Source organism: Variovorax defluvii, from assembly GCF_039541515.1.
Classification (GTDB): domain Bacteria; phylum Pseudomonadota; class Gammaproteobacteria; order Burkholderiales; family Burkholderiaceae_C; genus Variovorax; species Variovorax defluvii.
This window is the reverse complement of the sequence record NZ_BAABGJ010000020.1, coordinates 1-13926: the sequence shown is the minus strand read 5'-3', so window position 1 is coordinate 13926 and position 13926 is coordinate 1. Positions and strand designations below refer to the sequence as shown.

Sequence of the window (13926 nt, the reverse complement as noted above, 5' to 3'; positions counted from 1 at the left end):
GTTGCCTTCAGATGTGATAGATGTCGAGCAGGTGGTGGATGTAGTCGTTCTTCAGGACCACGTACTTGCGCTTGATCAGCGGCTTGCCGCCGCGGGTGTCCAGCGTGTACCGGGAGCTGCCGAAGTACACGTCGACGATGTCGTAGCGGAAGCTGTGCGTGGTCCAGTTGAAGGCCACCTCGCATCCGTTCTCGTCCTGCGACAGCACCTCCAGGTTGTTGATCGCGTGGCCGGTGCGCGTGTCGGGCATCGTGGCGCTGGATCGGTCGGTCTGGATGCGGAAGACGCGGTCCTCCAGGCCTTGCTTGTTCGGGTAGTAGATCAGCGAGACTTCGTTCTGCGGGTCCGTCGTCAGCTTGTCGTCGTCATCCCACGAGGGCATGAAGAATTCGACGTCGTCGGCGTAGCAGGCGAGCCAGTCGGCCCAGCGGTTCTCGTCGAGTGCGCGGGCCTCCGCGTAGACGAAGGCCTGGAGTTCCTGGTAGGACAACATCACTGGCCTCCCGTCGCGCAGTCCGCCTGCTCGGCCACGACGGCCTTCTTCATGGTCTCGAGCCAGTACTCGTGCTGGCCGATGTAGAGCCCTTCGTCCTCGGTCTTCACGCAGCTGAGGTCCGGCTTCAGGCCGATCAGGTCGGCCGTCGCGTCGGGGCCCTTGATCCAGTGCGTGGCACCGCGGCTCATGTCGTTCCACTTCACGGCGCGCGCGCCGTAGCCGTGCTGGCAGGAGCGGAACTCCTCCAGGTCGTCCGGCGTGGCCATGCCGGTCGCGTTGAAGAAGTCCTCGTACTGGCGCAGGCGGCGCGCCCGTGCTTCCGGCGCCTCGCCCTTGGGCGCGATGCAATAGATCGTCACTTCCGTCTTGTTGACGGAGATCGGCCGCACGATGCGGATCTGCGAACTGAACTGGTCCATCAGGTAGACGTTGGGGTACAGGCAAAGGTTGCGGGACTTGCCGAGCATCCAGTCCGCGCGCGCTTCGCCGAACTTCTCGACCCATTCGCCGCGCCTGGCATACAGGGGCCGGTCTTCCGGGTTCGACCAGTTGGTCCACAGCAGCAGGTGGCCGTGCTTGAAGGTGTACGAGCCGCCGCCCTGCTGGGCCCATTTGCCCGCGTTCATGGCCTTCACGGTGTCCACCTTGCCGTCGGCGCTGCGGCGGCTGGTGGTCGCCGCATAGTTCCAGTGCACCGACGACACGTGGTATCCGTCGGCGCCGTTCTCCGTGCCGAGCTTCCAGTTGCCGTCGAAGGTGTAGGTCGACGCACCGCGCAGCACTTCCAGGCCGTCGGGCGACTGGTCGACGATCATGTCGATGATCTTGGCGGCCTCGCCCAGGTGCTCCTCCAGCGGCACCACGTCGGGGTTGACGCTGCCGAACAGGAAGCCGCGGTAGTTCCCGAAGGCGCCGAGCTTCGCCAGGTCGTGGCTGCCTTCGCAGTTGAAGCTGGATGGATAGCCGGCTTCGGCGCTGTTGTCCTTGACCTTCAGGAGCTTGCCCGCGTTGTTGAACGTCCAGCCATGGAAGGGACAGGTGAAGCTGGACTTGTTGCCCTTCTTGTGGCGGCACAGGATGGCGCCGCGGTGCGTGCAGGTGTTGGCCAGCGCGTTCAGCTTGCCGTCCTTGCTGCGCGTGATGACCACCGGCTGGCGGCCGACGTGCACGGTCAGGTAGTCGTTGACGTTGGCGATCTGGCTCTCGTGCGCCAGGTAGACCCAGTTGCCTTCGAAGATGTGCTTCATCTCCAGGTCGAACAGTTGCTCGTCGGTGAAGACGGAACGGTCCAGCCGGTACTTGTGCTCGACCGGGTCGTCTTCGAGCAAGGCGTCGAGCTTGGCGAGATTCGGCGTCGACGGGACGGGATAGATGGGGATCATGCGGGGCTCCTCGAAGGTGAGCGAATGGCGATTCACTGAAAAGGGGGTCGTCGCAAAGCCGAAGCACGCTGCTTCACCCATCGACGATCGGTATGGAAATGGACGCCCGGCCGGCAGCCCTGCCGGTCGGGCGCGGCGGCGTCGTTCAGCCGACGGCGCGGGCCACGCGGGCCTGGGGCGAGGCCTCGCGCTCGTCGACGGCCGGCTGCATGACGAAGTCGAAGGGGACGCGGGTGAAGGGCTCGCTCACGCCGAGCGACTCGTAGCCCTTGGCAGGCGTGTTCTTCTCGAGTTGAAGGATCAGACCGTCGCGCGTCGCGAAGGCGAAGTCGTCGTCGATGAAGCTGTCGCCCGGCACGTTGACCTGGGTCGTCAGCGTGCGCAGGCCGGGAGCGACCACGAGGAAGTGGATGTGCGCCGGGCGGTTGCCATGGCGCCCGATCGCGGAGAACAGCTCCGAGGTGGGGCTGTTCGGGGGAATCGCATAGCCCGGCGGCAGGAAGCTGCGGAAGCGATAGCGGCCTTCGGCATCGGTCTCGATGCGGCGGCGCAGAGCGTACTCGGCCTGGTCCGGGTCGAAGTGCGAGTAGCGGCCCAGTTCGTTGGCGTGCCACACGTCGACGATGGCGCCGGCGACGGGCTTGCCGTGGATGTCGAGCACGCGGCCCTCCATCACCATCGTTTCGCCGCGCTGCGCGCCGCCTTCCTCGTCGAGGCGCGTTTCGTACTTGGACAGCGGTGCACCGGCGATGTACAGCGGCCCTTCGATGGCACGCGGCGTGCCGGCATTGCGGCCGGCGCGTTCGTCGGCTTCGTCGAGGCGGATGTCCAGCAGGCGGTCGAAGCCCAGGCCGGCGGTGATCAGGCCGGCCTGCCCGCTGGATGCCAGGCGCGAGAGCCAGTCGACGCCGGCCCAGAACTCGTCGGGCTGGATGTCCAGGTCATCGATCGCGCGAAACAGGTCGCCGACGATGCGCGCGGTGATCTTCTGGACCCGCGGGTTGCCGTCGGGCCGGTTCGAATGCATCACCTTTTCCAGCAGCTGGGTCTTGCTCATTTCGTTCATGGTTGTCTCCGTAGGGTCGTGAAGGGGGGGGTCAGTGAAGGGAGGGGTCGGTGAGGAAGGGATGAAATTCAGCGGTCGTCGCCATGGATGGACGAGCCGTGGCGGCACAAGGGCCGCACCTGGATGTCCATGTAGGGGAACAGGGGCAGCGTCAGCAGCGTGTCGTGCAGGGACGCGACGTCCGCGACGTCGAAGATGCTGACGTTCGCGTAACGGCCGGCGATGCGCCACAGGTGGCGCCAGACGCCGTCGCGCTGCAGGCCCTGCGCAATCTCTTTCTCGCGCGCCTTGAGCTGCTCGGCTTGCGCCGGGGGCATGTCGTGCGGGAGGCGAACGGTCATTTCGACGTGGAACAGCATGGGGGTCCTCAGGCGGTGATGGCGAAGGTCTGCGACGCGCGGTCGCGGCGGTAGAAGGCGAGCTTGTCGAGGTCGAGCTGAACGCCGAGGCCGGGCACCTGCGGCAGCTGCAGTTCGAAGTCGCGGTAGGCGGGGCGCTGGACGACGATGTCGTCCTTGAGCAGCAGCGGGCCGAACAGTTCGGTGCCCCAGGCCAGCGTCGGGCAGGCGGCGAAGACGTGCGCCGCGGCGATGCTGCCCACGCTGCCTTCCAGCAGCGTGCCGCCGTAGATGCCGACACCCGCGGCGTCCGCGACGCAGGCGGCACGCAAGGTCGGCCACAGGCCGCCGGCCTGCGAGATCTTGAGCGCGTAGACGTCGGCTGCGGCATCCGCGGCCAGGTCGAAGGCATCGATGGCATCGTGCACGGCCTCGTCGGCCATGATGGCGACATCGAAGCGGGCCGTGAGCCGCTTGAGTGCGCGACGGTTGCGCCGTGCCACGGGCTGCTCGACGAGGCCGACGCCAATGGCTTCGAGTGCCGCGATGCCCTGGACGGCGGTGGGCTCGTCCCAGGCCTGGTTCACGTCGACGGTGAGCATCACCTCGTCGCCCAGGCCGCGGCGGATCGCCTGCACGTGGGCGATGTCCTGCGCCAGCGGGTGGCTGCCGATCTTGAGCTTGAAGACCTTGTGGCGGCGCGCCTCGATCAGGGCCAGCGCCTCGTCGACATCGCGCGTGGCATCGCCGCTCGCGAGGGTCCAGAGCACCGGCAGCGCCCCGCGCATGGCGCCCCCCAGCAGCGCGTGGATGGGAAGCCCGAGGCGCTGGCCCTGCGCATCCAGCAGTGCGATTTCCATCGCCGACTTGGCAAAGGAGTTGCCCTGCACGGTGGCGCACACGCGCTGCATCGCGCGGTTGACGTCGGCCGCATCCGTGCCGACGAGCAGCGGCGCGAGGTAGTTGTCGATCGCGCTCTTGATGCCCTCGGGGCTCTGCTCGCCGTAGGCCAGGCCGCCGATGGTGGTGGCCTCGCCGATGCCGGTGAAGCCGTCGCTGCAGACCAGGCGCACGATCACGAGCGTCTGGCGCATCATGGTCGTCATCGCCAGCTTGTGCGCGCGGATGGTCGGCAGGTCGACCAGCACGGCTTCGACGGATTGGATGGTGGGGCTCGTGTTCATGGCCTGAATGTTCGCTTTCGCGCGCCCTGGGGTCCAATATCGATTGGGTCCGGCAAAATACCTTCAAGGTATGGAGACTTCGGGTTTTCACCGAGCCGTCTGCAGGAGGCCCCATGCACCTCGAGATGCGTCACTTGCGCTACTTCTGCGCGGTCGCCCGCGAACTGAGCTTCAGCCGTGCGGCCGAGCAGTTGCACATTGCCCAGCCGCCGTTGAGCCGGCAGATACGCGACCTCGAAGAGGAGCTCGGCGCGGAACTGCTGGACCGCGGCTCGCGCCCGCTGCGCCTCACGCCGGCCGGGCGCTTCTTCCAGATCCAGGCGCAGCAGATGCTCGACCGGATGTCCGAAGTGCAGGCCGCGACGACACGCATCGCCGGAGGCAGGCGCACCTGGTACGCGATCGGATTCGCACCCTCCACGCTGTACGGCAAGCTGCCCGACGTGATCCGGCAATTCCGCCTGGCGCAGCCGATGGTCGACCTGAGCCTCTACGAGATGACGACGGTGCAGCAGGTGGAGGCCCTCAAGGCCGGCCGCATCGACATCGGCTTCGGCCGGCTCAACTTCGACGACGACGACGTGGTGGGCGAACTGGTTCGCGAGGAGCCGGTGATGGTGGCCTTGCCCGTCAACCATCGCCTGGTGAAGCACAAGAGAATCCGCCTGGCCGAGTTGGCGAAGGAACCGCTCCTGCTGTATCCCGCGAAGCCGCGGCCGAGCTATGCCGACCAGGTGCTGGAGATGTTCCAGTCGCGCGGCCTGAAGCCCGTGATCGCCCTGGAGTCGAACGAGGTGCAGACCGCCATCGGCCTGGTGGTCGCGGGCCTCGGCTACGCGCTGGTGCCGCAGTCGGTGCAGAACCTGCACCGCGAGGGCGTGCTCTACCTGCCCCTGGGCGAACCCGGCGTGAGCACGCCGGTGATCATGAACCGCCGCCGCAACGACGAATCCGAGTTGACGACCTATCTGGCCGAGATGGTGCGCTCATTGCCGACGTCCATGCGCAGCATGGCCCAACGCGGCTGAGGAAGGATCGGGTCAGGTCGACGCTGCTCGATCTCCGCAGGCCGTTGCCCGCCATGCCGACGGCCTGGCGGACGCCCGCGAAGGCCGTCGGGACTTGCGCCCTCCAACGGGGGCGCACCCCATGCAGCAGGCGCCCTTCCGGTGCGCCGCGATAATCGGGGCCCCAGTGCATCCCCAGAAGGAGACCCCGAGTGCCCGACCTGTCCAAGATCACCTGCATCGAAGACCTGCGTGTGATCGCCCAGTCGCGCGTGCCGCGCATGTTCTACGACTACGCCGACTCCGGCGCCTGGACCGAGGGCACCTACCGCGCCAACGAAGCCGACTTCCGGAAGATCAAGTTCCGCCAGCGGGTCGCGGTGAACATGGAAGGCCGCTCCACGCGCACGACGATGATCGGGCAGGAGGTGGCGATGCCGGTGGCCATCGCGCCCACCGGGCTCACGGGCATGCAGCATGCCGACGGCGAGATCCTCGGGGCCCGCGCGGCCAAGGCCTTCGGCATTCCCTTCACGCTGTCGACCATGAGCATCTGCTCGCTGGAGGACATCGCGGAGCACACGGACCGCCACCCCTTCTGGTTCCAGCTCTACGTGATGCGCGACCGCGATTTCATCGAGCGCCTGATCGAGCGCGCCAAGGCCGCCAACGTCTCGGCGCTGCAGCTCACGCTGGACCTGCAGATCCTCGGCCAGCGGCACAAGGACATCAAGAACGGCCTGACGGCGCCGCCCAAGCCCACGCTGCGCAACCTCATCAACCTCGCTGGCAAGCCGCGCTGGTGCCTGGGCATGCTGGGCACGAAGCGCCGCAGCTTCGGCAACATCGTGGGGCATGCGAAGGGCGTGGGCGACCTGTCCTCGCTGTCCTCGTGGACGGCCGAGCAGTTCGACCCCGCGCTGAGCTGGGCCGACGTGGAATGGATCAAGAAGCTCTGGGGTGGCAAGCTGATCCTCAAGGGCGTGATGGACGTGGAGGACGCGCGCCTGGCGGCCTCCAGCGGCGCCGATGCGCTGATCGTGTCGAACCACGGCGGCCGCCAGCTCGACGGCGCGCCCTCCTCCATCGAGGCGCTGCCGGCCATCGCCGAGGCGGTGGGCACCGAGATCGAGGTGTGGATGGACGGCGGCATCCGCAGCGGCCAGGACGTGCTCAAGGCCCGCGCCCTGGGCGCGCAAGGCACGCTGATCGGGCGCAGCTTTCTCTACGGCCTGGGCGCCTTCGGCGAAGCCGGCGTGACGCGGGCGCTGCAGATCATTCACAAGGAGCTGGACATCACCATGGCCTTCTGCGGCCGCACGCAGATCGACGAGGTGGATTCGAGCATCCTGTTGCCCGGCACCTTCTGAACGGGTGCCTCCGGCTGGCAACTGCCGCGGCTGGCCAGCGATCCGCACCACGGCCACTGAGCGCGGACGGCCAGCGCCTCAGAAGCTGTGAACGAATCCGGCGCGCGGGTTCGTTCACAGTTTCTCAGGCTTCGGTCTGCCAGAGCTTGGGGTAGTCGGTCACGAAGCCTTCGGGCGTGACGACGAGCAGGGCCTCGTAGTCGAAGCGGGCGGCCTGGTACCAATACTCCTTGTCGCTGCGGCGTTCGTAGGTCTGTGCCAGCGCGCTCAGGCCCTCGTCGTCCAGGTCGAGCCACGCGGCCGGCGACTCGGCGCTCTCGCCCACCTTCAGGTTCAGGCGGCGCAGGGCCAGCAGGTTGGTGGCGGGCGTGAAGCCCAGGTCCAGGTCGGTGCAGTGCGCGAGCTCGGGCACGGGGTGATCGTTCAGCGTCCAGCCACCGTTGCCGGCGCGCGAGATCGCGAAATCCACCGCCAGGGAGCCCACCCAGCCGCGCACGCGGCCCCACTTCGCATGCCAGGCCTTGTCGCAATGCACCCGGTAGTCCAGGCGTGCCGGCTGGCCGTTCTCGCTGCGGAACACGGCCGCGCCGTCGAGTTGCCACCCGTCGCCGTGCTTCTCCAGGCGACAGGCATCGTGGCCGGGCAGGTCGAGCCGGCGCCAGAACATGGTGGCTACGATTTGCATGGCCGACATGATGGCATCGATGGCCCCGGCGCACCAGAGTCCTTGCCCAGCGGTCAAAATCCCTGCCGTGACAGCCACCTCGATCCGCCGAATCGCCCATCTGGACATGGACGCGTTCTATGCCTCCGTGGAACTGCTGCGCTATCCGCAGCTCAAGGGCCTGCCCGCGGTCATCGGTGGCAGCCGCCGCCGGGAGGACGAGGCGCTGCGCCACGTGCCGGCAGGCGGCACCCTGGCCGACATCCCGGTCGAGGCCTTTCCGCTGCTGAAGGACTACGTGGGGCGCGGGGTGATCACCACGGCGACCTACCCCGCGCGCCAGTTCGGCATCGGCTCCGCCATGGGACTCATGAAGGCGGCCAAGCTGTGCCCGCAGGCCATCGTCCTGCCGGTCGACTTCGACGAGTACCGCCGCTTCTCGCGCATGTTCAAGAAAATCATCACCGACGCCGCACCGGTGATGGAAGACCGCGGCGTGGACGAGGTGTACATCGACTTCACCGAGGTGCCCGACGGCCAGCTCGAGGGCGGCCGGGTGCTGGCACGGCGCATCCAGCGCGCGATCTTCGAGACCACCGGCCTGACCTGCTCCATCGGCGTCGCGCCCAACAAGCTGCTGGCCAAGATGGCCAGCGAGTTCGACAAGCCCAACGGCGTCTCCATCGTCTACGAGAGCGACCTGCAGGAGCGCATCTGGCCCCTGCCCTGCCGCAAGGTCAACGGCATCGGCCCCAAGGCCGACGAGAAGCTGCAGCGCTTGGGCATCCGCACCATCGGCGAACTCGCCGCACGGGACCGTGCCTGGCTGATCGAGAACTTCGGCAAGTCCACCGGCGCCTGGATGCACGAGATGGCCTGGGGGCGCGACGATCGCCCGGTGGTGACCGAGAGCGAGCCCGTGTCGATGAGCCGCGAGACCACTTTCGACCGCGACCTGCACGCGGTGCGCAACCGTGCCGAGCTCGGCGAGATCTTCACGCGCCTGTGCGAGAAGGTGGCGGAGGACCTGCAGCGCAAGGGCTATGTGGGCAAGACCATCGGCATCAAGCTGCGCTATGACGATTTCAAGATCGCGACGCGCGACCAGACCATCGAACAGTTCACCGCCGATGCGAAGACCATCCGGCAGACGGCCGGGCGCTGCCTCAAGCGCGTCCCGCTGGATCGGCCCCTGCGCCTGCTGGGCGTGCGGGTGGGCGCCCTGGTGAAGGCCGGGAGCGCGGAGGCACGGATGGCCCCCGCCAGCCGCGGTGCGCGCGCGGAAGCCGCAGGCGCGATGACTGCTTCTCTCTTCTAGGGCCCGTTATCAACAGGCTCTAGTTGGGCGGCGCGATGTTCTCGTCACGCACCACCTTGGTCCAGCGTGCCACGTCAGTCGCCAGGAAAGCCTGCGCCTCCCGCGCGCTGGTGGGCCAGGGCTCGGCCGCCTGCAGCTTGAGGGTCTGCACGATCTCCGGGCGGCGCAGCGTGGCCTGCACCATCTCGTTGAGCTTCGCCACGATGGCCGGCGGCAGGTTCTTCGGCCCGGCCAGCGCATACCAGGCACTGACGTCGAAGTCCGGCAGCACGGTCTCGGCCACCGTCGGCACCTCGGGGAAGGCGGCGAAGCGCGTGCGCGAGGTCACGGCCAGCGGCTTGACCTTGCCGCTCTCGATGTGGGAGGACATGCCGGCCAGCGAGGTGAAGATGATCGGCACCTCGCCGCCCATCACCGCCAGGGCCGGCGCGCTGCCGCCCTTGTAGGGCACGTGGGTGAACTGCACCCCGGCGCGTGCCTGGAACAGCACTGCCGCCAGGTGCATGCCGCTGCCGGTGCCGCCGGAGCCGTAGTCGATGCTGTTGGGCTGCGCCTTGGCCTGCGCGACCAGTTCCTGGATGCTGCCGGCCTTCGCGGCCGGCCCGGCGATGATGGCGAAGGGGCTGCGCGCCACCATCGAGACCATCGTGAAGTCGTTCACCGCATCGAAGGGCAGCGACTTGTACAGCCCCGGCGCCGCCGAATGGCCCGAGGCCATCAGGAACAGCGTGTAGCCGTCCGGCTCCGCCTTGGCCACGTAGTTGGCGCCGATGGTGCCGCCCGCGCCGGGCTTGCCCTCCACCACCGCCTGCTGCCCGAACTGCTCCGGGAACTGGGCGGCGACGAGGCGGGCCAGCGCATCCACCGGCCCGCCGGAGGTGAAGCCGTGGATGATGCGCACCGGCTTGCTCGGCCAGCTGGAAGGCGCGCCGCCCTGCGCGGCAGCGGGCACGGCCGCGAACAGCAGCGATGCCGAGGCGAGCGCGGCGGCCGCGAGGCGATGCAACAAGGTGGGACTCATAGGACGAAGCGCTCCGGCTGGGGCCCGCGTTCCACGGGCCGGGACACATACTGGCCTTCCTCGAACATGCGCAGCCGCGAGGCCAGCAGCTCCTCGTTCAGCCGCGCCAGGCGGTCCGCGTCGAAGCTCAGGCGCCCGTCGCGCTTGACGAAGCGGCCGGCGACCATGACGTTCTCGATGTCCGAAGTTTCGGCGTACATCACGACGATGTGAGCCGGGTTTCCACCGGGCAAGGCGGGAAAGATGTTGAGGCCGCGGGCGTCGAACATGACCAGGTCGGCCTGCTTGCCGGGCGTGATGGAGCCGGTCTTCTTGTCCAGGCCGAAGGCCTTGGCACCGCCCATGGTGGCCCAGTACAGCGCGTCGCGCGTCAGCGTGGAATGCTGGGTCTTCGCCGGCCACCGGCCTTCGGCGTAGAGGCTGCGGTTGTCCAGCTCGCGCTGGTGCAGGAAGGCATGGCGCATGACCCACAGCATCGAGCTGTTGAAGTAAGGGTCGCAGTCGGTGCCGATCGACGGCGTGGCGCCATGCTTCACCAGGCGGCCCAGCATGGCCGGCTGCTCGTAGTTCAGCATCTCGGTGAGGTTGGTGGCGGTGATGGTGCAGCCGGCATCGAGCACGATCTTCAGTTCGGCGTCGTCGAAGCAGTTGCCGTGCCCGATGTTGTGGTCCGGCCCGAGCAGCCCCTCGGCCGCGAGGCGCGGATAGCCATCCTCCACCACGCGCTTGCCCTTGCGGCCGTAGGTGTGGGCCGAGTTGATCAGGCCGTACTCGCGCGCCAGGCGGATGTCGTGCGCGGCCACGTCGTACTCGCCCCAGTCCGGCCCGAGGATCGCCATCGCCAGCGTCACGCGCCGGTCGTCGGACGCCAGGCGGCCGGTGCGCAGGCGGTGGATCTCCTCGCGCGGGAAGGGCTTCTTGTGGTAAGGGACCTCGCCCGGCCGCTCCGGCGGCTTGACCGTGCCGCGCGCGAACACGGCGCGGATGCCGGACTCCTCCAGCGCATCGATGGCCGCGTCGGTCATCTCGGCGTCGCGCAGGATGTGGCACCAGTCGACGATGGTGGTCGTGCCGCCGCGCAACTGGTTGAGCGCGCCCAGGAGGTTGCCCAGGTAGACGTCGCGCGTGCCGTAGCGGGTGGCGAGGTTTTTGTGCATGTTGTTGTGGTAGTCGCGGCTGCCCACCCAGTCGCTGCCGATGCCGCGCAACTGGTACTCCCAGGTGTGGATGTGGGCGTTGACCATGCCGGGCGTGACGATGCGGCCGCGGCCGTCCACCACCTCGGCCGCCTCGGCGCGAAGGCGGGGTCCGACGGCGAGGATCTTCTCGCCCTCGATCAGGATGTCGGCCTCGTCGAAGTCGCCGACGGCGGGGTCCATGGAGAGCACGCAGGCGTTCTGGATCAGGGTTCGGGTCATGTCTGGGATCAGGTGGGTTGATTGAAAAGGCTCAGGCGGGGATGCCGCCGAACAGCCGCTCGCGAACGCGCGCGGTGGCGGCGGCCGCTTGATCGCGCGTGCCGCCGATCAGCGCGCCGCCTCGCTTGCGGACGCGGCCGTCCACGATCACGGTGTCGACATCGCTGACGTTGGCCTGCAGCACCACGTGCGCGGCGGGATCGCCCAGCGAAGCGCTGTAGCGGCCGGGGCGCAGCAGCACCAGGTCGGCCAGGCAACCCGGTGCGATGCGTCCGAGGGCGTCGCCCATGCCGATGGCACGCGCGGCGTTCACGGTGGCATAGGCCAACATGTCGCGGGGCTGGATGAAGGGCGTGCCGGGATAGCGCGCCAGCGGCCAGCGTCCGCTCGCGCGCTCGCATTCGGCTTCCTCCGCGCGCATCAGCAGGAAGGTCAGGCGCATCTGCGAGAACAGGTCGAGCGCGACGCGCGAGGGCACGTCCACACCGAGGCTGGGCGTCACGCCGGCCCGGTGGGCGCGCGCGATCACGCGGGTCGAACGGCCGTCGCCCACCTCGCTCTCGGGCGTGAAGGAGATGCCGCAGCCGCACTGCGCGAGCAGCGCCAGTTCCTCGTCCAGGATCGGGTTGCAGTGCACCGGGAGCATGTCGGGTCCCAGCAGGCCGGCTTCGTGCAGTTCGTGGATCTGCCCGGCGACGTTCTGGTGGAAGGTCATGGGCAGGCCCCGCTCGCGGGCGAGAAGCATCTCGGCCTTCACCATTTGCAGCCCGGCGAACTCCATCGAGGCCAGCGCCACGCCCAGGCGCACCAGCGCATCGCCGCCGCCCGCGTGCTCGCGGCTCAGCGCGCGCACCTGGTCGAGGCGCCAGGCATGGTCGGCGGCGAGCGTGTCGAAGCGCCCCAGCATGCCGTAGCCGAACAGCACCCGCTGGCCGGTGCGCGCATGCGCCGCCAGGCCCGCCTCGGCGTGGCCGGGCGTCATCACGTTGTGGCAGAAGTCGAGCACCGAGGTGATGCCGTTGTCGAGCATCTCGACGCCGGTGGCGAAGGTGGCGTCGCCCACGTCCTCGGCCGAGAAGCGCTCGCGCAGCGGGAAGATGTGGCGGTTGTAGTCGCCCATGCCCCACATGCCGGCGCCCAGGCCCTTGAGCGGGCCCTGCCAGAGGTGGGTGTGCGAATCGATCAGGCCGGGGATGAGGATCATCCCCTGCGCCTCGATGCAGTCGGCGCCGGTGCTGTCCAGGTCGAGCCCGACCGCGGCGATGCGGCGGCCCTCGATGCGCACGTCGGCCGCCTGCAGGTCGCCGAGGCCGGGGTCCATGCTCAGGACCGTGGCGCCGCGGATCAGCAGCGTCTGCCGGGATGAATTCATGCGATGAGCTCCTCGTCGTCGATCTCGGCGAGCCGGATGCAGGCGGCCTGGCTGTCGCCGCAGGCCTCCAGCTCCGGCATGTGCTGCCGGCAGCTTTCCTGCGCCCAGCGGCAGCGCGTGTGGAAGGCGCAGCCCGGCGGCGGGGCCAGCGGGCTGGGCAGTTCGCCGCGCAACTGGAGGCGGCGCGCGCGCGAGCGCCGGGCCTGCAATTCAGGATCGGCCACCAGCGTGGAAGCCACCAGCATGCGCGTGTAGGGATGGCGCGGTGCGTCGTGCACCTCGGCCGCCGGCCCCGTTTCCACCAGCCGGCCCAGGTACAGCACGCCGATGCGGTGGCTCACGTGCCGCACCACGTCCAAGTTGTGCGCGATGAACAGGTAGCTGAGGCCGAACTCGTGCTGCAGTTCGACCAGCAGGTTGATCACCTGCGCCTGGGTGCTGAGGTCCAGCGCGCTCACCGGCTCGTCGCAGATGATCAGCCGGGGCCGCACCGCCAGCGCCCGCGCGATGGCCACGCGCTGGCGCTGCCCGCCCGACAGTTCGTGCGGACGGCGCTGCGCGTGGTAGGCGGCCAGGCCGACGCTGTCGATGATGCGCGCCACCTCGCGGCTGCAGGCGGCGGCATCCATCGGGCGGTGCCGGCGGATCGCCTGCGCGATGGTCTCGCCCACGGTCTGGCGCGGGTTGAGCGAAGACATCGGGTCCTGGAAGATCGCCTGCACGTCGCGGCGGTAGCGCAGCGGGGTGTGAAGGCCGGCAGCGGCGATGTCTTCGCCGTCGAAGCGTATCGTTCCTGCGGTGACCGGAGCGAGGCGCAGGATGGCGCGGCCGATGGTGCTCTTGCCCGAGCCGGATTCGCCTACCAGGCCGTAGGTCTGGCCGGGGGCGATGGTGAAGCTCACGTTGCGCACCGCGGAGAGGGTGCGCGGGGGGGTGAACATGCCTCGTCGGAGGTGGAAGTCGACGGACAGGTTTTCTACGCTCAGCAAGGTTGTCGTCATTGTTTTGGCCTTGCTTGTGGGGTGGCGCAGGAGCCGGGAATTCGCCTCCTGGGTCTTTGTTTTGGCCTTGCTTGTTGTGTGGCGCAGGAGCCGGGAATTCGCCCCGGCGGGCGAGTTACTTTCTTTGTCTCGCCAAAGAAAGTAACCAAAGAAAGGCGACCCCACTGCGCGTGTCCCTCCGCTTCGCTGCGGGCAACCTGCGGTGCTCGCACATCCGGCCCCGCCGCAGAACTCGCTGCGTTCACTTCGTTCACTACGCTCAAACAGCTGCGGCGAGTCAGTTCACGAA

General features: G+C 68.5%; 13 protein-coding genes. 3 read left to right on the top strand and 10 right to left on the bottom strand.

The annotated features are described in order from the left end of the window. Window positions 1-7: 7 nt before the first annotated feature. The 5 genes from benB to ABEA07_RS11120 all read right to left on the bottom strand — a co-directional run bounded on the left by benB (window position 8) and on the right by ABEA07_RS11120 (window position 4466). On the bottom strand, window positions 8-493 hold the full coding sequence (gene benB / locus ABEA07_RS11140) for a benzoate 1,2-dioxygenase small subunit (protein ID WP_345537850.1): 486 nt from the start codon (window positions 491-493) through the stop codon (window positions 8-10). Beyond that, window positions 493-1878, bottom strand: a complete 1386-nt coding sequence (gene benA, locus ABEA07_RS11135) for a benzoate 1,2-dioxygenase large subunit (RefSeq protein ID WP_345537849.1) — start codon at window positions 1876-1878, stop codon at window positions 493-495. The genes benB and benA overlap by 1 nt, the downstream gene beginning before the upstream one ends. Before the next feature lie 145 nt (window positions 1879-2023). Continuing rightward, window positions 2024-2944 (bottom strand): dioxygenase family protein, encoded by a 921-nt coding sequence (locus ABEA07_RS11130; RefSeq protein ID WP_345537847.1) that lies wholly within the window; start codon window positions 2942-2944, stop codon window positions 2024-2026. Between the two features lie 68 nt (window positions 2945-3012). Next, window positions 3013-3303 carry a muconolactone Delta-isomerase gene (gene catC / locus ABEA07_RS11125; protein WP_345537846.1) on the bottom strand — a complete coding sequence of 97 codons (291 nt, stop codon included), beginning with the start codon at window positions 3301-3303 and terminating at the stop codon, window positions 3013-3015. Between the two features lie 8 nt (window positions 3304-3311). Beyond that, a complete protein-coding gene (locus ABEA07_RS11120) occupies window positions 3312-4466 on the bottom strand; it encodes a muconate/chloromuconate family cycloisomerase (protein ID WP_345537845.1) in 1155 nt (384 codons plus the stop codon). Window positions 4467-4579: 113 nt separating this feature from the next. On the opposite strand from ABEA07_RS11120, the gene ABEA07_RS11115 reads away from it, so the two are divergent. Both ABEA07_RS11115 and ABEA07_RS11110 read left to right on the top strand, forming a co-directional pair. After that, complete coding sequence (locus ABEA07_RS11115; protein ID WP_345537843.1) at window positions 4580-5494, top strand: LysR family transcriptional regulator; 915 nt, start codon at window positions 4580-4582, stop codon at window positions 5492-5494. Between the two features lie 191 nt (window positions 5495-5685). Continuing rightward, window positions 5686-6843, top strand: coding sequence for an alpha-hydroxy acid oxidase (locus ABEA07_RS11110; RefSeq protein ID WP_345537842.1), 1158 nt, complete (start codon window positions 5686-5688; stop codon window positions 6841-6843). Between the two features lie 124 nt (window positions 6844-6967). Here the strand turns inward: ABEA07_RS11110 and ABEA07_RS11105 are convergent, their stop codons facing one another. Then, window positions 6968-7528: a putative glycolipid-binding domain-containing protein gene (locus ABEA07_RS11105; protein WP_345537841.1), complete on the bottom strand. Its 561-nt coding sequence runs from the start codon at window positions 7526-7528 to the stop codon at window positions 6968-6970. 19 nt (window positions 7529-7547) lie between these two features. Here ABEA07_RS11105 and dinB point away from each other — a divergent pair, with 19 nt between their 5' ends. Beyond that, on the top strand, window positions 7548-8825 hold the full coding sequence (gene dinB / locus ABEA07_RS11100) for a DNA polymerase IV (protein WP_425584123.1): 1278 nt from the start codon (window positions 7548-7550) through the stop codon (window positions 8823-8825). A 19-nt stretch (window positions 8826-8844) separates the two neighbouring features. Here the strand turns inward: dinB and ABEA07_RS11095 are convergent, their stop codons facing one another. Genes ABEA07_RS11095 through ABEA07_RS11080 form a run of 4 tightly spaced genes read right to left on the bottom strand, consistent with a single transcriptional unit; the run spans window position 8845 to window position 13577 of the window. Then, on the bottom strand, window positions 8845-9846 hold the full coding sequence (locus ABEA07_RS11095) for a tripartite tricarboxylate transporter substrate binding protein (RefSeq protein WP_345537839.1): 1002 nt from the start codon (window positions 9844-9846) through the stop codon (window positions 8845-8847). Continuing rightward, window positions 9843-11264 carry an amidohydrolase family protein gene (locus ABEA07_RS11090; RefSeq protein WP_345537837.1) on the bottom strand — a complete coding sequence of 474 codons (1422 nt, stop codon included), beginning with the start codon at window positions 11262-11264 and terminating at the stop codon, window positions 9843-9845. Before ABEA07_RS11090 ends, ABEA07_RS11095 begins: the two co-directional genes overlap by 4 nt. Before the next feature lie 31 nt (window positions 11265-11295). Next, entirely contained in the window at window positions 11296-12636 is a 1341-nt protein-coding gene (locus tag ABEA07_RS11085; protein ID WP_345537836.1) for an amidohydrolase family protein, read from the bottom strand. Further along, the gene (locus ABEA07_RS11080) at window positions 12633-13577 is read right to left on the bottom strand and encodes an ABC transporter ATP-binding protein (protein ID WP_345537835.1); all 945 of its coding nucleotides are present in this window, start codon (window positions 13575-13577) and stop codon (window positions 12633-12635) included. Before ABEA07_RS11080 ends, ABEA07_RS11085 begins: the two co-directional genes overlap by 4 nt. Between the last annotated feature and the right edge of the window lie 349 nt (window positions 13578-13926).